Origin of the sequence: Sinorhizobium sp. CB7 (genome assembly GCF_041357635.1) — a bacterium.
In the GTDB taxonomy this organism is placed as follows: Bacteria; Pseudomonadota; Alphaproteobacteria; order Rhizobiales; family Rhizobiaceae; genus Rhizobium.
Window position 1 is genome coordinate 319263 of sequence record NZ_JAULLL010000002.1, and the last position, 17750, is coordinate 337012.

General features: G+C 59.2%; 21 protein-coding genes and 1 pseudogene. 10 read left to right on the plus strand and 12 right to left on the minus strand.

The genetic code is table 11. The features are described from left to right. Positions 1–5: 5 nt before the first annotated feature. Positions 6–1181, plus strand: a complete 1176-nt coding sequence (locus AAE029_RS05680) for a DUF1501 domain-containing protein (RefSeq protein WP_371071829.1) — start codon at positions 6–8, stop codon at positions 1179–1181. A gap of 13 nt (positions 1182–1194) precedes the next feature. On the opposite strand, the gene AAE029_RS05685 is transcribed toward AAE029_RS05680, so the two are convergent. The 4 genes from AAE029_RS05685 to AAE029_RS05700 form a co-directional block, all read right to left on the minus strand. Continuing rightward, complete coding sequence (locus AAE029_RS05685) at positions 1195–1533, minus strand: ArsR/SmtB family transcription factor (protein ID WP_371071830.1); 339 nt, start codon at positions 1531–1533, stop codon at positions 1195–1197. Next, a complete protein-coding gene (locus AAE029_RS05690; protein WP_371071831.1) occupies positions 1520–1966 on the minus strand; it encodes an SRPBCC family protein in 447 nt (148 codons plus the stop codon). The genes AAE029_RS05685 and AAE029_RS05690 overlap by 14 nt, the downstream gene beginning before the upstream one ends. A gap of 507 nt (positions 1967–2473) precedes the next feature. Beyond that, a complete protein-coding gene (locus AAE029_RS05695; RefSeq protein WP_371071832.1) occupies positions 2474–3061 on the minus strand; it encodes a hypothetical protein in 588 nt (195 codons plus the stop codon). 2 nt (positions 3062–3063) lie between these two features. After that, a complete protein-coding gene (locus AAE029_RS05700; protein ID WP_371071833.1) occupies positions 3064–3453 on the minus strand; it encodes an acyl-CoA thioesterase in 390 nt (129 codons plus the stop codon). 189 nt (positions 3454–3642) lie between these two features. Between AAE029_RS05700 and AAE029_RS05705 the strand changes: the two genes are divergently transcribed. From AAE029_RS05705 to AAE029_RS05715, 3 genes are all read left to right on the plus strand, one after another. Next, complete coding sequence (locus AAE029_RS05705; RefSeq protein ID WP_371071834.1) at positions 3643–4947, plus strand: extensin family protein; 1305 nt, start codon at positions 3643–3645, stop codon at positions 4945–4947. A 432-nt stretch (positions 4948–5379) separates the two neighbouring features. Continuing rightward, positions 5380–6306, plus strand: coding sequence for an ABC transporter ATP-binding protein (locus AAE029_RS05710; protein WP_371071835.1), 927 nt, complete (start codon positions 5380–5382; stop codon positions 6304–6306). Next, on the plus strand, positions 6303–7064 hold the full coding sequence (locus tag AAE029_RS05715) for an ABC transporter permease (RefSeq protein WP_371071836.1): 762 nt from the start codon (positions 6303–6305) through the stop codon (positions 7062–7064). The genes AAE029_RS05710 and AAE029_RS05715 overlap by 4 nt, the downstream gene beginning before the upstream one ends. Positions 7065–7085: 21 nt before the next feature. On the opposite strand, the gene AAE029_RS05720 is transcribed toward AAE029_RS05715, so the two are convergent. Genes AAE029_RS05720 through AAE029_RS05730 form a run of 3 tightly spaced genes read right to left on the minus strand, consistent with a single transcriptional unit; the run spans position 7086 to position 8804 of the window. Further along, positions 7086–7787 (minus strand): TIGR02281 family clan AA aspartic protease, encoded by a 702-nt coding sequence (locus AAE029_RS05720; protein WP_371071837.1) that lies wholly within the window; start codon positions 7785–7787, stop codon positions 7086–7088. After that, on the minus strand, positions 7784–8005 hold the full coding sequence (locus AAE029_RS05725) for a DUF1289 domain-containing protein (RefSeq protein WP_371071838.1): 222 nt from the start codon (positions 8003–8005) through the stop codon (positions 7784–7786). Before AAE029_RS05725 ends, AAE029_RS05720 begins: the two co-directional genes overlap by 4 nt. A gap of 19 nt (positions 8006–8024) precedes the next feature. Beyond that, on the minus strand, positions 8025–8804 hold the full coding sequence (locus AAE029_RS05730) for an adenosylcobinamide-GDP ribazoletransferase (RefSeq protein ID WP_371072106.1): 780 nt from the start codon (positions 8802–8804) through the stop codon (positions 8025–8027). A gap of 122 nt (positions 8805–8926) precedes the next feature. Between AAE029_RS05730 and cobT the strand changes: the two genes are divergently transcribed. Both cobT and AAE029_RS05740 read left to right on the plus strand, forming a co-directional pair. Further along, on the plus strand, positions 8927–9943 hold the full coding sequence (gene cobT / locus AAE029_RS05735) for a nicotinate-nucleotide--dimethylbenzimidazole phosphoribosyltransferase (RefSeq protein ID WP_371071839.1): 1017 nt from the start codon (positions 8927–8929) through the stop codon (positions 9941–9943). A 129-nt stretch (positions 9944–10072) separates the two neighbouring features. Beyond that, positions 10073–10453: a diacylglycerol kinase gene (locus AAE029_RS05740; RefSeq protein ID WP_371072107.1), complete on the plus strand. Its 381-nt coding sequence runs from the start codon at positions 10073–10075 to the stop codon at positions 10451–10453. Positions 10454–10481: 28 nt separating this feature from the next. On the opposite strand, the gene AAE029_RS05745 is transcribed toward AAE029_RS05740, so the two are convergent. Beyond that, entirely contained in the window at positions 10482–12017 is a 1536-nt protein-coding gene (locus AAE029_RS05745; protein WP_371071840.1) for a sensor histidine kinase, read from the minus strand. A 124-nt stretch (positions 12018–12141) separates the two neighbouring features. Between AAE029_RS05745 and AAE029_RS05750 the strand changes: the two genes are divergently transcribed. The 3 genes from AAE029_RS05750 (at position 12142) to AAE029_RS05760 (ending at position 13926) form a co-directional block, all read left to right on the plus strand. Further along, complete coding sequence (locus AAE029_RS05750; RefSeq protein WP_371071841.1) at positions 12142–12705, plus strand: thermonuclease family protein; 564 nt, start codon at positions 12142–12144, stop codon at positions 12703–12705. Between the two features lie 7 nt (positions 12706–12712). Then, positions 12713–13372 carry a uracil-DNA glycosylase family protein gene (locus tag AAE029_RS05755; protein WP_371071842.1) on the plus strand — a complete coding sequence of 220 codons (660 nt, stop codon included), beginning with the start codon at positions 12713–12715 and terminating at the stop codon, positions 13370–13372. A 65-nt stretch (positions 13373–13437) separates the two neighbouring features. Next, a complete protein-coding gene (locus AAE029_RS05760; RefSeq protein ID WP_371071843.1) occupies positions 13438–13926 on the plus strand; it encodes an Lrp/AsnC family transcriptional regulator in 489 nt (162 codons plus the stop codon). 18 nt (positions 13927–13944) lie between these two features. Here AAE029_RS05760 and AAE029_RS05765 read toward each other — a convergent pair. The 3 genes and pseudogenes from AAE029_RS05765 to AAE029_RS05775 all read right to left on the minus strand — a co-directional run bounded on the left by AAE029_RS05765 (position 13945) and on the right by AAE029_RS05775 (position 16461). Beyond that, positions 13945–14634: pseudogene (locus AAE029_RS05765) on the minus strand (DNA alkylation repair protein). Beyond that, positions 14631–15500, minus strand: coding sequence for an NAD(P)-dependent oxidoreductase (locus AAE029_RS05770; protein ID WP_371071844.1), 870 nt, complete (start codon positions 15498–15500; stop codon positions 14631–14633). Before AAE029_RS05770 ends, AAE029_RS05765 begins: the two are co-directional and overlap by 4 nt. 142 nt (positions 15501–15642) lie before the next feature. After that, a complete protein-coding gene (locus tag AAE029_RS05775; protein ID WP_371071845.1) occupies positions 15643–16461 on the minus strand; it encodes a methyltransferase domain-containing protein in 819 nt (272 codons plus the stop codon). Between the two features lie 133 nt (positions 16462–16594). On the opposite strand from AAE029_RS05775, the gene AAE029_RS05780 reads away from it, so the two are divergent. After that, on the plus strand, positions 16595–17320 hold the full coding sequence (locus AAE029_RS05780; RefSeq protein ID WP_371071846.1) for a DUF2270 domain-containing protein: 726 nt from the start codon (positions 16595–16597) through the stop codon (positions 17318–17320). Positions 17321–17337: 17 nt separating this feature from the next. Here the strand turns inward: AAE029_RS05780 and AAE029_RS05785 are convergent, their stop codons facing one another. Then, positions 17338–17604 (minus strand): usg protein, encoded by a 267-nt coding sequence (locus AAE029_RS05785; protein ID WP_371072108.1) that lies wholly within the window; start codon positions 17602–17604, stop codon positions 17338–17340. Between the last annotated feature and the right edge of the window lie 146 nt (positions 17605–17750).

Below are 17750 nucleotides of genomic sequence, written 5' to 3' on the forward strand. Positions count from 1 at the left end.
GACCGATGAACAAGGACATTTCGCTCTCCCGCCGCGGTTTTCTCGCCTCAGCCTGCTGCCTGGCGGCAGCGCCGATCTTCACGCCTGTGACATTCGCCGCAATGCCGGGCGACAATCGTTTCGTGACGATCGTGCTGCGCGGCGCCATGGACGGCCTCGATCTGGTGCAGCCCTACGGCGAGCCCGGCTTTGCGGCGCTGCGGCCGACCCTGGCGCTGACGCCCGACAAGGGTCTGCTCGATCTCGACGGCTATTTCGGCCTGAACCCCGCAGCCGCCGATCTTCTGCCGCTCTGGAAAAGTCGTGAGCTCGCCTTCGTACATGCCGTTTCCACGCCCTATCGTGATCAGCGCAGTCATTTCGACGGTCAGGACATGCTGGAATCGGGCGGCGAAACCGTCAGCGAAGAAAAGACCGGCTGGCTCAATCGAGCGCTCGCGGTCATTCCGCGCTCCGAAGCGCGCAAGGCAATCGACATCAACACGTCCACGGAACTGATCCTGTCGGGACCGAACATCGTCGATGTCTGGTCGTCCGATTCAAATCTGAATACGGCAAAGGATGAAATACAGTTCCTGATGCGACTCTATGCCAACGATCCGCCTTTCGCCAAAGCGATGCAAGAGGCGAACCGGGCGAACGACGCTTCCGCCCTGTCCGAGCCGGCAGGGCTGCGCGGCGAGAAAATCACCGATATAGCGGCCTTGGCAGGAAACATGCTGCGGAAAGAATACCGGATCGCCAGTTTTTCGATCACCGGCTGGGACACACATGTCGGTCAGGCGGAGCAATTCAAGCGTCCGGTACAGGATCTGACAAAAGCGATCACGACGCTGAAGGCGACGCTCGGGTCGGACATCTGGTCGAGAACGGTCGTGCTGGCCATGACCGAATTCGGACGCACGGTACGCCAGAACGGTTCGGGCGGTACGGATCACGGCACGGGCGGCTGCGCGGTGCTTGCCGGCGGCGCCATTCATGGTGGCCGGATTCTCGGAAGATGGCCGGGATTGAAGGATGGCATGTTGCTCGACGACCGCGACCTGACGCCGACGGCGGACGTGCGAGAGCTGACTGCAGCGATGCTCTACCGGCAATTCGACGTCACTGCCGACGATCTGACGGCAAAGATCTTTCCGGGCTTGAGTTTCGACAAGAGCTCGCAGTTTCTCAGGGCCTGAGCATATCTCGAGCCTATTGCTCCACGAAAGAGCGAAGCCGCGACAGTGCGTCGTCCCATTGTCTGGAGACGCTGTCGAGATAGGCCTTGGCTTCGCTGATCGCGTCGGGGCGAAACGCGAAATGGCTCTCTCGACCGACGCGGCTGCTTTTGACCAGCCCGGCATTCTCCAGCACGTGCAAGTGCTTGGTGATGGCTTGCCGGGTAAGATTCGTATCGGCCGAAAGACCGGCGATGGATAGTACCTGTCCGTCGCTCAGCTTCCTTAGAAGCGAAAGCCGGGTGCGATCGCCAAGAGCCGCGAAAAGAGGGGCGGGGTCTGCGTCCACGTTCGTAAAGTTATCGTTCAACATAGGTCCTTATATTCTCGCTCTGCCCGGTCCATCCTTCATCGTTCATCCGCAGGGCAATCGATTTTCTTCCCGGCGGCAGCGCATCGAAACCGGACTCGACGATCGTCAAGAAAGTGCCGTTCGGGCTCGGTTCGAGACGGAACTCGACAAGGGTAGGCGGCTCCTTCGAATAGTCGACATCCGCATCGACCGCGTAGGGATGCCAGGTAAAGGAGAACAGCTTGGGGGCGTCCATCCGCTGGATCCGGGCTTCCCATTTCAGGTGCTCATAACCGGGATACAATATGCGGCCCGTCGCTACTTGACCCGGTATGAATGGACCGTCAAGCTTCACGCGGAACCATTCGCCAAACTCGTTGTGGTCTGTCAAAGCACGCCAGACCCGCTCGACCGGCGCCTTCAGCTCGATGTTCTTTTCGATGCGATCAGTCATATTAGCAACCTCCTGGTTGCCTTTTACCTTGCAGGAAAAGGATGGGATTGGCAACTTGAAAGTTGCGCTTTTGAGATAAAATGAAGATGCGGAGCGACTCCGGCATTCAAACCAGACCGATGGATAGCAGAACGGACGGTTCACCTCGGTGACAGTTTTTTCTGATGGCCGTGAGGGACAACGGAGGGTGCGACTCCCCTTCGCCCCGCTTGCGGGGAGAGGTGGCCCGAAGGGTCGGATGAGGGGCTGTCGCGGCACTCGAATTTTGATCCGCAACTATCGGATTCGCTGAGAGTTTTGCCCCTCGCCCTAGCCCTCTCTCGCAAGCGGGGCGAGGGGACCGCGACCTCCATTCCTCCAGCCCCTGAGAGAACTGTGACCTAAGTGAACCGTCCGTTCTGCTACCATCTATTCGGTCCGGACACCCGCTCTTCGCTTGAGCTCAGGGGCGTTCGGCTCTGCAATCGATTCATTGGATCGATTGCTCCGACTTCGTCGGACCGCGTCTCACCCCAATACATCATAGACGCGGAAGATGAAGCTCACCTGGTAGATCAGACCCAGCGTGACGAAGAGCGCATGGAAGCGACGGTTCGGCGTATAGGCGGCGATGGCGCAGAGAATGATATAGCCAATATTGCGCAGCGGATATTCCCAACCGAGCGACGACATGCGGTCCGATCCCTTGATGGCCGTATCAAGTATATCGACCGCATAGGTCAGGCCCAGGACGCCGAAGAACCATCCGCGCCGCGAGATGAAATATTCCTCGTAGCCGCCGTATTCGTCGAGCGAAGTGGGAAAGAGCAAGGCGCACAGCAGAAAGAACAGGCTGCAGAAACAGATAAGGAAAAGATAGATCCCGAAGTGGAACGTCGGAAGGCCGTGTAATCGATATTCCCACCACCAGATGTGGATGATGAACAGGAACATCGACAGGACCCAGCCTAGGTGAACGGCATAGACCTTGCCTTTGGCGGGATGCTGGATGATAGCGGCAACCCCGGTGAGCAGCCGGGCAAGACTCAAGCTGATGACCATCCCCATCACCACCTTGATGTGAAGGAAGACCTCGGCCGAACTCACCGACTCCACGCTTATTCCTCCGCCGGCACCGGCTTCGGCGCGCCATGTTCGTCGAGCGCGACCATGATGAAGATGCCAGCGGTTACCTTCTCCAGCTTGTCATAACGCGAGCGATGCGCCCATGCCTCGACCAGGAGCGTGATGGAGGTGCGGCCGACACGCTCGATGTGCGTAAAGACGCTGAGCGTGTCGCCGATCTTGACCGGCAGCTCGAAGGCCATTTCCTTGACCGCCGCGGTCACGACACGCCCTCTGGCACGTTCGGCGGCTCGAATGCCGCTCGCCAGGTCCATCTGGGCCATAACCCATCCGCCGAAAATGTCACCTGCGGGATTGGCGTCGGCCGGCATCGCCAAGGTGCGCAGGGTGAGTTCGCCTCTCGGCTTCGTGGCGTCGGTCATTATTTGCTCCTGTCCTTCCCGTCCGAGGGCTGCGATTCCGCGCCATCCTAAGGCAAGTGCGGAAAAAGGGAAAAGGCCCCGCCGCAATCCCGCTATGCGGTTTTGAGTGCCGGTAAGTTTTCATTCACCGTTTTTATTTAAATTTGATTGAAATTTCCCGATCCTTGCCGACAGCGGAAGGGACAGAGTATGGCGGTTGGTTCCTTTGTACGGCGATATGCAATGCCGGTATTGCTGTCAGTGGCATTGACGACCTGCTCCACCGATGGGCTGGTTCCCCCCGAGAGCGTGGATAGCGGTACACGGGTCGGCTCGGTCGCGCCGGCGATGCAGCCGCGTGCATCTGTCCGTATGGCGCCCATCGAAAGCCAGAACCCCTATCCGCAAGCAAGCGAGCCCGTGCGAAATACGCAGGAATCCGTCGACTATCTCGATACTCCGAACCTCGCTGGTACCAGTCGCAGGGTCGGCACAGGCACTCAGTCACAGCCTTCGGCTCAGGCAGCGACACCCGTGCAGCAGGGCCAGCGGCGACGATTGCCGATGATCGACAGCGACGAGGCTATGGCCGTCACCGCCAATCAGTCAGCGGACGGCCAGGCGATGAGTGTTCCATCGGAAGGCGTCAACATGGATGCGGAACTCGGCGCAGAGCCGGTGACCGGTCTGGCGCAAGAGGAAGCGCAGACCATCGCCGAAGGCAACTCAGCCGAACCCGTGGTCGACGGTATCGGAACCGATACTCCCACCCAGATGAACCAGACGGCGCTGCCGCCGCCAGCGGCGCAGGCGCAGATGAGCCGGCAGCCGACATGGGGTGATGGTTCGCCGGTGGTCGCACCCAGGCGCGTGCCCGAGGAGAATGAGCAGGTCGCCTTCCTGCCGCGCGCGCAGAACCCGATGGAAAGCGAGCCGGCGCCGCAGCCGGATGTGATGCCGTCGTCCGAGCTTGCCTGTCGCCGGGAACTGAAGAAACTGGGCGTCGTCTACAGCGATAAGCCGCGCATTTCCCAGGGGCCGAGTTGCGGTATTGACTATCCGGTCTCACTGCAGGGGCTTTCGGGCAATATTGGCGTGAAGCCTGCCGTGACGCTCAATTGTCAGGTGACGCTCGCTTTCGCGAAATGGGTCAAGAACGAACTCGCGCCCTCCGCCCGCTACCGCTACTGGACAGGGATCCGAACGATCGTACCACTCGGCGGATATTCCTGCCGCCGGATGAACAACAGCCGCCAGCGATACAATCCCATGTCCGAGCACGCGCACGGCAACGCCATCGACGTCGGCAAGTTCGTGCTGAAGAACGGCCATCAGATCGATGTTCGCAGGAAGGGGCTGTTCTCATTCCGTGAGGGCCGCCTGCTCAAGGCGGTACGCAGCGACAGCTGCAGGTATTTCACAACCGTGCTCGGCCCCGGCAGCAATCCTGAGCATTGGAACCATTTCCATTTTGATCTGCGCGCGCACAAGCCCGGAAGAGCCTATTGCAATTGAGCTGGCAAGAAAGAACTTGGCAATAAAAGAAAAAGCCGGCTTATGGCCGGCAGCAGGCGGAATTAGAGCGGCAAGATATGCCAGCTCTCGGCAACAAACTTATATCGTGATATTTCCAGTATAACGCAAGGCAGCTGCAATCAATTGCCAACAACACTAGGTAATTACGGTTCCGCCAAAATTGAAGGAGGCGGCGGGCGGGAACCGTCGCGTGCCTTGCTGAAGGTTATGCTTTAAAAAGATCACGATTTGATGACAAATACGGCCGTCTGCGGCAATTCTTCTCCGGCCTCCGCACTTTTCACATCCTCTGACCTGCAATCGATTTATACCCTCCAATGGAACACTGTGTTCTGCAAAGGCGGGGTGTCAAAACGGGCGTGGCAGGGTATATAGCGGGCAAAATTCGAGGAAAACGGCGAAGAACCAGGCATGCCTGCAATCATTTCCATCAAAAATCTCACCAAAACCTATGCAAACGGCTTCCAAGCCCTCAAGGGTATCGATCTCGAGGTCGAGCAGGGCGAGATTTTGGCGCTGCTTGGACCGAACGGCGCCGGCAAGACAACGATGATCTCCATCATTTGCGGCATCGCCAATCCGAGCGGAGGGCAGGTACTTGTTGCCGGCCATGACGTCATCAAGGACTTTCGCGCGACGCGGACCATGATCGGCCTCGTGCCGCAGGAGCTAACCACCGACCAGTTCGAAACGGTCTGGAACACCGTCAGCTTTTCGCGCGGGCTGCACGGAAAGAAAGCAAACCCGACCCATATCGAGAAGGTGCTGCGCGACCTTTCGCTCTGGGAAAAAAAGGACAATATGCTGCGCGAGCTGTCAGGCGGCATGAAGCGGCGCGTGCTGATCGCCAAAGCATTGTCGCACGAGCCGCAAATCCTGTTCCTCGATGAGCCGACAGCCGGCGTCGACGTGACGCTGCGCAAGGACATGTGGAATGTCGTCAAGCGGTTGCGCGCTTCCGGTGTCACCATCATCCTGACGACACACTATATCGAAGAGGCCGAGGAAATCGCCGACCGCGTGGGCGTCATCAACGGCGGCAAACTGCTGCTGGTCGAGGCAAAGACGGCGCTGATGGCGAAGCTCGGCCGCAAACAGTTGATCCTCGATCTTTCGGACGCACTGGATTGTCTGCCGAAACGCTTTTCCGGCAACGGTTTGTCCCTCGAGGCGGGCGGCAACCGCCTGATCTATGATTTCGATGCGCATAACGAGCAGGAAAGCATTGCTTCGCTGCTGACGAAACTCAGCGAGGAAGGCATCCATTTCAAGGATCTGTCGACCCGGCAGAGTTCGCTCGAGGATATCTTCGTAGAACTGGTGGGAGGCGCGAAATGAACTTCGAAGCGATCAAGTCGATCTACAGGTTCGAGATGGCGCGCACCCGCCGTACGCTTTTGCAGAGCGTCGTCTCGCCTGTCATCTCCACTTCGCTCTATTTCATCGTCTTTGGCGCGGCGATCGGCTCGCGCATCCAGGTGGTGGAGGGCGTGTCCTACGGCGCCTTCATTACGCCGGGTCTCATCATGCTGACGCTGCTCGGGCAATGCATCGCCAATGGTTCCTTCGGCATCTATTTTCCGAAATTCACCGGTACCATCTATGAGATCCTTTCAGCGCCGGTGGCGATGACGGAAATCCTGATCGGCTATGTCGGCGCGGCGGCAACGAAGGGCATTCTCATCGGGCTCATCATCCTGCTGACGGCCAACCTCTTCGTCGACATACGGATCGAGCATCCATTCATGATGATCCTGTTCTTCCTTCTGACGGCCATAAGCTTCAGTCTGTTCGGCTTCATGATCGGCATATGGGCGGGCAATTTCGAACAGCTTAACCTCATCCCGATGCTCGTCGTGCCGCCACTGACCTTTCTCGGCGGCAGCTTCTATTCGATCAGCATGCTGCCGCCCTTCTGGCAAGCAGTCAGTCATTTCAACCCAGTACTCTATCTGGTCAGCGGCTTTCGCTGGAGCTTTTACGGAATTGCCGACGTCGACCCGTTGATCAGCCTGGCGATGATCACGCTCTTCCTGGCGATCTGCCTCGGGACGCTCGGCTGGATCTTCAAGACGGGCTACAGGCTGAGAAACTGAAGCGTGCGGTCGGTGCAGCGGTCAGTCGCGCAATCGGAGCTCGTCCGTCTGCATCTGCAGCGAGCCTAGGGTTTCGAGGAAGCTCATGCCGAGGAGGCTCTGATCCAGCCGGCCCTCCTCGGCGACGCTTGCCGCAACGTCGCGGCGGACGATCGGGCCGATCGCCACCTCCGAGAGGCTGACCGGGGCGGCCCGGGCACGGCCGTTCGCCGTCATCACGGTCATGGAGTAGGTGAGGCTATCGGGGTCGATGCCCAGGCGCACGGCGTCTTCATGCGAGAGCGCAACCATGCTGGAGCCCGTATCGATCAGCATCTCGATCGGCTGGCCGTTGACCGCGACATCCGCTTCAAAATGGCCGTTCAGCTGTTTGTGAATGATGATTTCCCGACCGCCTTCGCTGGTGGTGACGACTACGGCGTGGCCCGGCACCAGGCCGGCGACGAGGCGATTCGCGACCTGCTCGGCTTCCGTGCGGTAGAGATAAAGGGTGGCAAGGCCGAGAATGATGACGAGCCAGATCAACAAGTGACGCGCCGTCTGGCCGATATTGCGGCGGCTTGCCCAGATGGCGGCGCTCAACATGAGGGCGATCGGCAGCAGATAGACCAGGCGACCGAAGTCGTCATTGTCCATGCCAAAGGTCATGCCGGTGTCGTTGTTGAAGATCAGGAGCGCCAGGCCGATGCCGATGATGACAAGAAAGATCGTCAGGCGACTCATGCGGAGCTGCGCTCCCGCGCCATCCGCTGGCGGCGCGTCTCCCGCCGCGGCCGGCGCTCGATTGTGGCCAGCCTTTCGGGCAGCAAGGCCATAATGTCGCGGCGCTCCTCATCCGAATAGACTGTCCATGCCCCAATCTCCTGTTGCGTGCGGCCGCAGCCGAAACAGTAGCCGGTCGCGATATCGATAGAGCAGACGAGAATGCAGGGCGTTTGCATAGCGAAATATATCGGTGTTTCAGGAAGCCATGGCAAGAGTGGCGAGAACGGCGATCTCGCAAATCTGTTGCATGGCGCCAAGTGTATCGCCGGTGTGGCCGGAAAGACGCTTCCGGACGTGCGCGGTGAAGATGGCGGCAACGGTCGCGGCAGCGAGAAGCGAGAAGATGAGCGGCGGCAGCGATAGCGCAGGCCACAACAGCAGGGCGGCGACCAAGCCTCCGGTAACAAGCGCGATCTGCATGGATGCCTCGTCAGGCTTGCCCGCAGCGGCGGCGACACCATCTGGCTTTGCGGCTGGCAGGACGTACCAGTGCCAGACGAGGGCACCGCGGCTGATAGCCGCGGTGGCGAGGAGGCAGAGTGCGCCGGTGGCCGGCGCGAGATCCCGCACGATCTGCGCAAGCGCGGCAGCTCTGATGCCGAAGGAAAGAAGAAGGACGATGACGCCGTAGGTGCCGATGTGGCTGTCCTTCATGATTGCCAACGCGCGCTCGCGGTCACGACCGCCGAGCCCATCGGCGGTATCGGCAAGGCCATCTTCGTGCAGCGCGCCGGTCGCAAGCGTCTGAACCGCAAGGGTAAGCAGGACAGCGAGAAGCGGATCGGCATGGAGGGACGATACGAGCACGAGGGTCAGTGCCGCGGGCAGGGCAATAAGAAGGCCCGCGGTGGGGAAGGTACGGGCGACACGTGTAAGCTTTCCGTCATGGCCCAGAAAAAAGCGTTGCGGCACGGGAAGGCGGCTCAGAAACGCGATGGCGCGCGCGACATCATCGCCATATTTCCTCACTCCCATATCCACCTTCGCCTTCCAACCGGATGCGGCGCTTTTGCAGTTGTGAGCGCCTTGTTCCGCCTTTAATAGAGTCGCCACGCAAAAGACCTGATTTGACAAAGAAAGACAAGGAATCCGTATCCATGAGCGTCTCCGGCCTGCCATTCGACGATTTCCGTGCCCTGTTGCGCGAACTGCCGGGACCGGATTCCAGAGCGCTGGCGGCGGCTCGCGCACGCGATGCGCAACTGACGAAACCGCAGGGGGCGCTTGGGCGGCTCGAGGAAATCGCCTTCTGGCTTGCTGCCTGGACGGGCCGCAGCCCGGCCGTCAACCGGCCGCTGGTGGCGATCTTCGCTGGCAACCACGGTGTGGTTAACCAGGGAATAACGCCCTTTCCGCAGGCGGTGACGCAGCAGATGGTGGAGAATTTCGCTGCCGGGGGCGCGGCCATCAATCAAATCTGCGTCGCCAATGATCTCGGGTTGAAGGTCTTCGACCTGGCGCTCGACTACCCGACCGGCGACATCACCGAAGAGCCGGCCCTTTCGGAACGCGACTGCGCTGCCACGATGGCCTTTGGCATGGAGGCGATCGCCGGCGGGACGGATCTTCTCTGCATTGGCGAAATGGGCATCGGTAACACGACCATTGCCGCAGCGATCAATTACGCGCTCTATGGCGGAACGGCGCGCGACTGGGTCGGCCCTGGTACCGGCTCGGAAGGCGAGATGCTGGAGCGCAAGGTGGCGGCAGTCGAAAGGGCTGTCGAGCTTCATAGCGATCACCTGTCCGATCCGCTTGAAATCATGCGTCGCCTCGGCGGCCGCGAGATCGCTGCCATGGCGGGCGCCATCCTCGCCGCACGGGTGGAGAAGATCCCCGTGATCATCGACGGTTATGTGGCGACCGCGGCCGGTGCGATCCTCAAGGCCGCCAATCCTTCCGCGCTCGATCATTGTCTAATCGGCCATGTTTCGGGCGAACCCGGACATCTCCGGGCGATCGAACAGTTGGGCAAGACACCGCTGCTGGCGCTCGGAATGCGCCTTGGCGAGGGCACTGGCGCCGCACTTGCCGCAGGGATCGTCAAAGCGGCCGCGGCTTGCCATTCCGGCATGGCAACCTTCACAAGCGCGGGTGTCAGCAACAGCCATTGATGTCCAAGCTCGCTATCTTGCGAACAGGTGGACAAATCTGTATTCGCATGATCGCTAATTATAATGGCGTGAAAGCGCAACGACGGCATGCCTGATGTCGTTCCAATTGCGGTGCAGGGCATGAGCGAATTGGAGAAACCAGCGGTGACCAAGGAACGGGGCTTCCGGCATCTTTTTGCGGCCGCGGGTTATTCCTGGGCGGGGTTCCTTCGGCTCTTGCAGGAATCAGCCTTTCGCCAGGAGCTTCTGTTCTTTGCCGCCGCCGAGATTCTGCTTGTTGCTGTCGGAGCCAGCATAGTGGAAATCGTTATTTCCATCGTGCTGTTTCTCGGGCTATTTTCCGTCGAGGCGATGAACACGGCAATCGAGGAAATGATCGATCGGATATCGCCGGAAATCTCGATCGTCGGCAAGCATGCGAAGGATCTCGGTTCCTTTGCCGTGTTCTGTATGATTGCCGCCTGCGGCCTCTACCTCATCTTCATCGTCGGCCGCCATTTGTTGGCATAAGCCGCCGTGCGTTCGAACGCAGGATATCCTAGGCAAAGCTTCTGCGCTTGCGCGCGACGGCCGGCGCATCCTCGACGGCCGGGATGGTCTGCATCACGCGCTTGGCAGGCAGGATCGCGATCGCCTCGGTGCCTTCGCGCAGTTTCGATTTCAGGATGAACTGGCCGTCATGCTTGGCAAGAATGGCCTGCACGATCGGAAGTCCGAGGCCGGTGCCCTGTTCGGCGCTCTTGATAGCAATCGAGCCCTGGCCGAAGGCGGAAAGCACGATCGGAATTTCCTCCTCTGGGATGCCGGGGCCATTGTCCTTGATGGCGATATATTGACCGCCGCCGGCGGTCCAGCCCACCTTGACGGTGACCTCGCCCGACTGGGGCGTAAACTTCACGGCGTTCGACAGAAGATTGAGCACAACCTGCCGTATCGACTTCTCATCCGCCCAGACCGCTGGGAGCTCCGGCTCGAATTGCTCGGAAATGGAGATATTCTTGCCGCGGGCGCGCAACTGCACCATACCGATACAATCTTCGGCGATGTCGAGCAGCGAAATCGCTTCCTCACTTAGCTCATACCTGCCGGCCTCGATGCGCGACAGGTCCAGAATTTCGTTGATAAGATTGAGCAAATGCTGGCCGGAACGGTGGATGTCGCCGGTATATTCCTTGTAGGTGGGATTGTTAAGCGGCCCCATGACTTCGGAAGCCATGACTTCAGAAAAGCCGAGAATCGCGTTGAGTGGCGTGCGTAGCTCATGCGACATCGACGCAAGGAATCGCGACTTGGCGAGGTTGGCCTCCTCGGCGCGGCGGCGGGCTTCGTCGGACATGGATTTGGCGACCTCCAGCTCGGCGATCAGGTCGTCCTTTTCCGACTGGAACGACAGGATCTTGAGATTGGACTGGAAAAGCCGGTCTGTGATGTAGCTGAAGAAGATGACTGTCGTTGTGAAAACTGCCGCCAGGCACAATTCGAGGATGTCTCGGGAAATACCAGCCTTGACGGACAGTGCAACGACAGCGGGCGCAAAGGCGACAAGGACGGCCGCCGGCAGCATGAAGCTCGACATCGCCGTCAGAGACAGCGCTATCAGCAGCGTTGCACCCTTGTAGAGAATGAAGCTTTCCGGTGCGCAGGCCGAACAGCCTTGGACAGCGAAGACCGCCCAACAGCAGCCGATCAGTATCTGACCGCAAAGCAGGATCCGCCGCCATTTACGGGCGCTTTCCGCCGTGATCTCCTGTTTGCGCGCGCGGCGCACGAGCAGCATGTTGACCGAGTGGGCACAGAGCGTGAAAGCGGCCCAGGCAAATATCTGCGGATCACGGGTGAAATAGGTGCCAAGCCCAGCGATGATGAGGATGAAAAGCGGCATGATCGATGCGCTCTGCAACGCCGCATGCACATGCATCATCAGAATTTCGCGGTCGAAAAGGGGCCCGGCAGCATGGCCCGACTGGAGGCGCTCGCGTGTCTGCCGCACAGCCTTGGACACGGCTTTGTTGCGGTGGCTACGCGACTTGTCGACAATGATTTTATCTGTCGATGTACTGACGCCGGTACTCATGTGCAGGTTGAAACTTCTTCCGCGGATAGTTAAAGCATAGCGCCCAATCCTTAAGAAGATGCTGCCGAGGAAATCATTTGTTTGCCATCTTTGCCAAGGATTTGTTCTTTAAGGAGGCAAAAGCGTGACGCGGTTTGTCCGCCTGCTGCGCGACGGAACGACCGCTTTTGCCCTTCTGGCCTTAATAGGCCTCATCGCGCTGAAACTGAACGGAGGGCCGGAAACCATTCATTCCGGAGGCTTTTTTACCGTCGACGGCGATACGCTTTCACGCAACGGCGAAAGGTTGCGGCTGAAGGGAATCGATGCTCCGGAATATCAGCAAAGCTGCGAACGTAACGGCACGTCATGGCCCTGCGGACGCGCGGCACGAGCGCTGCTCCAAAAGCTGATGGCGACAGGAGCGGCCGAATGCCGGGGTGGGGAGCGCGACCGTTACCACAGGCTGCTCGTGACCTGCGTGGCTGGCGGGGCGAACGTCAATGGCGAAATGGTCCGTCAGGGGATGGCGGTTTCCTATGGCGCCTACCGGAAAGAAGAGGCCGACGCCCGGCAGGCAAGGGCGGGTCTTTGGGCAGGGCGCTTCGAAATGCCCCAGGACGTTCGTCATCACGACGATGATACGGATGGTTCAGATGCATTTGCCAGCGTTGCCGAATTCGTGAAACGGCTCGCCGGATGGAATTGAGGCAAGGATGGCAGCGGTTTTCGAAAGGGCAAGACCAAATCCGGAGCAGGATCTCGAAGCGCTGCATGCGGAAATAGCGGCCTGCCGCATCTGCCGCGATGTTCCCGCAGGCGGCGAAGCGGACGCGCTGCCACACGAACCGCGGCCGGTGGTGGTAATGTCGTCACAGGCAAAAATCCTGATCGCAGGACAGGCGCCCGGTCTCAGGGTGCATGAAAGCGGCTTACCTTTCAACGATGCTTCGGGAGACAGGTTGCGACAATGGCTGAGTGTCGATCGCGACAGTTTCTATGATCGCAACCGTTTTGCGATTGTGCCGATGGGGTTCTGCTTTCCCGGTTATGACGCGGCAGGAAGCGATCTGCCGCCGCGGCGAGAATGCGCGCCGCTTTGGCGTGCTCGCGTGATCGCCGCCATGCCGCAGATCGAACTGGTGCTCACCGTGGGCCAATATGCACAAGCCTGGCATCTCGGCCGCGCCCGCAGGGCCTCCATGACGGAAACGGTTTCCGAATGGCGAAGTTACCTTTGGAGGAATGAATTGCCGGCCATGCTGCCGCTGCCGCATCCAAGCTGGCGCAACAGCGGCTGGCTGAAACGGAACCCCTGGTTCGAGGAGGAATTGCTGCCGGTTCTTCAAGATCGCGTCAGATCTCTGATTTCTTGAAACAAGTTTCTTTCCCCCCGGCGGAATCGCGCTATACAGAGAAAATAATTCGAAAGGACTATGGAATGGATCGCCTAGACCGCAAGATACTCCGCCTTCTCCAGGAAGACTCGACGCTGGCCGTCGCCGATCTCGCCAAGAAAGTCGGATTGTCCACGACACCTTGCTGGCGGCGCATTCAGAAGATGGAAGAGGATGGTGTAATCCAGCGACGCGTCGCCATTCTCGATCCGGCGAAGGTGAACACCAAAGTTACGGTGTTCGTGTCCATTAGAACCAGCAGCCACTCGATCGAATGGCTGAAGCGCTTCTCCGAGGTCGTGGTGGAGTTTCCCGAAGTGGTGGAATTCTACCGTATGAGCGGTGATGTCGATTATCTGTTACGCGTCGTCGTGCCCGATATCGCGGCCTATGATGCCTTCTACAAGCGGATGATCGCAAAGATCGAAATCCGCGACGTTTCCTCCGCCTTCGCCATGGAGCAGATTAAATATTCGACGGAGCTGCCGCTCGATTACATGATCCTGGAGAACGCCAAGTCGAGCGACGACTAGAATAAAAGAGGTAGAGGGTCACGTCTTCAGCCGTGCCATTATCTTTGCGCTCCTCAATTCCCTGACAGCGTCCTTTCCAATCCAGCGCGCGGTCCTGTCATCGCTTGCCGCAAGGCGCTCGGCCACGGCAAGCGCAGCGGCATGGCAGGCGCGATTGCGTTTGCCGATATTGCGTAGGGCCTAGCTGACGGCCTTTTTCACGAAATTGCGCGGGTCCCGGGAATGGGCTTCAATCAGGGGAAGCCAAGCGAGAAGGGCTTCATCCGGTTCCTTCTTCAGGTGCACGGCGGCGCCGGCGATCATGGCGAAGGCCGTCCGACGGATGAATTCGCGGTCGTTTGCCGCGAATTCAGGCACAAGGATCCTATCAAGGCGGGCGTCAACGAACAGGTCGGCGGCAGTATCGACAATTTCCCAGGAATTGAATTCCCAGGCCCAAACGCGGGCCTCCTCTGCCGTCAGGCGCGCAGGGTCGGCGGTATAGAGCGCCAGCATGCGCGCTTCACGTATGTCGCTCTGCCATAATTCCAGCGCACGGCGGTGATGACATCCGGCGCGGCGGGCGATCTTCTGCATATCGGGATTGGAAATGCCTAGCGCCGTTCCGGTGACGATCCCGAAACGCGCCATCCCGGCAATATTCTTCTCCGAGCGCAGCGTCTGAAGATGGGCGATCAGATCGGTCGCGCTGGAAGAGGGACCTATCATTTTTCGAGGCGGGCGAGCAGCGAGGACGTATCCCAACGGCTGCCGCCCATGGCCTGCACGTCGCCATAAAACTGGTCGACGAGGGCAGTGACCGGCAGTTTCGCACCATTGCTGCGCGCTTCCGCCAGGACGATGCCGAGATCCTTGCGCATCCATTCAACGGCAAAGCCGAAGTCATATTTACCCTGGTTCATGGTCTTGTGGCGATTTTCCATCTGCCAGGAGCCTGCCGCACCCTTGGAAATCACCTCGACCACCTTCTCGATGTCGAGACCGGCCCGCTTGCCAAAATGGATGCCTTCGGCCAGACCCTGGACCAGACCGGCGATGCAGATCTGATTGATCATCTTGGTCAGCTGCCCCGCGCCGACGTTTCCCATCAAGCCGACCATGCGAGCATAGGCGTCGATGACCGGTCTCGCTATTTCGAAGGTCGCCGGTTCTCCGCCGCACATGACGGTCAGAGCGCCGTTCTCGGCGCCTGCCTGGCCGCCGGAGACCGGAGCATCGATGAAATCGCAGCCCTTTGCCTTCGCTGCAGCATGGAGCTCACGGGCAACCTCTGCACTTGCCGTCGTATTGTCGATCAGAATCGAGCCGGGCTTCATCGCTTGAAGGACCCCTTGTTCGCCTGTTGTCACCGAGCGGAGGTCGTCGTCATTGCCGACACAGGTGAAAACGAAATCTGCATCTTCGGCAGCCTGCGCCGGAGTAGGGGCGCTTTTGCCGCCAAATTTCGCCACCCAATCCTGGGCCTTGGAGGCGGTCCTGTTATAGACTGTGACGTCGTGCCCGCCCTTCGTTTTGAGATGACCAGCCATTGGAAATCCCATGACACCCAGACCTATGAACGCGACTTTTGCCATCAGCGATGCTCCTTCCACAAACAGAGTTCAGAGGCTTACCGGAAAGGGCATGATCGCGAAAGGTCAGTTAGGTGCCCGCCATCGATTTCAGCATCGTCTGGCCGGCAGATCCTTGCAGCCGTGAAGGCAACAATCCTTTGCGTCAGCCGACGAAGCGGGCAATTACCAGATGGCCGGGCGTGGGGTGGCCGTCCTGCATGCGAACGTTGATCTCCGAAAGTTCGACGAGTTCAAAACCGGTCGCGGACAGACGCCCTCGGACATAGCTTTCTGCATGGGCGAAGCGCTGATGCGGGCCGACCATATAGGCACGGCCGGCCATCACATCGTCGGGCAGGCTTTCGGAGGAAAAAACGAAAATGCCGCCAGGCGTCAGGTTGTCGGCCGCGCCGAAGAAGAGCGGTTCCAGCGCGCCGAGATAGGGAAGGACGTCGGTTGCGGTGATGAGATCAAAGGATTCCTCGTCGTTGTCATCAAGGAAATCCTCGACTTCGGCAACGAACAGCGTCTCATAGAGGTCTTTCTCATGCGCAGTCTCGACCATCTTTTCGGAAATGTCGATACCCGTGATGTCCTCGACCATGTCGCGCAATGTGCCGCCCGTTAGCCCGGTGCCGCAGCCGAGATCAAGCATTCGCTTGAAGGGACCGAGGCCCAGAGCCTGGAGACGTTGACGAACGAGCAGGGGCACGTGATAGCCGAGCTGCTCGACAAGCACGTCTTCGAAGACTCCGGCATGCTGGTCGAACAGGGTCTCGACGTAAGCGTCCGGCGCCTTCACCGGCGTCTCGCCGCGTCCCATGGAGGCGATCCGGACAGCTGCGCCGCCGTGATCTTCAGGGTCGATGGCCAGAACTTCTTCATAGGCTTTTACGGCGGCATCAATTTCGCCCGCTTTTTCAAGGGCAAGCGCGCGATTATAAGCCTCCGCCAGTGCGTCCTCGTCGATCTTCTTCTTCATCGCTTTTCCGGTCACAAGAGATTGATCAGGCTCTACGGCTGTTGGCGGTCTTTGGCAAGGCTTGGGGCATTGTGAAACAGGAACAAAGAGCGAATACTGCGGTTACCATAAAAAGAATGAGGGAGGTCTCGCCATGGTTTCCGAGCTTAGCAAAGTCGTGTCCGAGGACGGCAAACCGGACTTGAAACCGCCGTCCCTTCCGATCGCCCCCGCGGAAATCACGACCGTCCTGTGCCATTATTATCGTGGCGAGCTTAGCCGGATGATCAGTTGGCGGGACCGAATAGACCGAACATCGAACTGGGCGATCACGGTCACGGCGGCGCTGCTCTCCGTATCGCTGTCGACGCCAAATTCGCATCACGGCGTCGTGCTTTTCGCAATGCTGCTGACCACACTGCTGCTTCTGATCGAAGCGCGGCGCTATCGCTTCTTCGATGTTTACAGGGCACGCGTTCGACGGTTGGAGCGCGGCTATTTCGCGCCAATCCTGGCGCCTCAGACCGAACTCAATACGGAATGGTCCGCGGCAATCGCCAAGAGCCTGCTCGTACCGAGCTTCATCATGGGATATCGCGAAGCGCTGCAGCGTCGGCTGCGGCGCAATTACTGTTGGATGTATCTCATTTTGCTGCTCGCCTGGGCCCTGAAGATTTCCGCGCCGGATCTTCAGCCGGGCGGCATTCCAGCCGATCACGTTCGGTCATGGAGCGAACTGTCGGCACATGCGTCCCTGGGACCCGTCCCCGGCTGGATCGTCATAGTCGCGGTTGTTGCCGCCTATCTCTGCATTCTCTACGGAGCAATCCACAGAGAGCCGGATGAGGGCGAGTTCGCCCACGGTCAGGTGCATGTCTGAGCGATATGGCCGTATCTTCAGTGGAGGATGAATTCTCCCTTCAAAGCCCGCCACTCCGTCGCGGAAATAAGCTTACGGTGGACATAGCGGACCGAGTGGAGCGGTCCGTCGAGTTTCTCCTGCCAGAATTTCAGGAAACCTCTCATCTCGGGAAAATCAGGTGCAAGGTCGTAGTCCTGCCACACATAGGTCTGCAGGATCGCCGGATGATCGGGCAGGCGGTAGAGAATTTGCGCGGTCGTCAGGCCGTAGCCTTTGAGCCGCATTTCCATGTCCTTGTGCATCTGCATCTCGCTTTTCTGTTCCCATTCTGGACGGCTCGTTGGCCGTTCCAAAATGGAAACACGGCATGATTAACCAAAGCTTTACCGATGCCTAATATTAGACATTTTTATTTTAAAAATCAATAGGTTAGCAGCGAACCAACCGG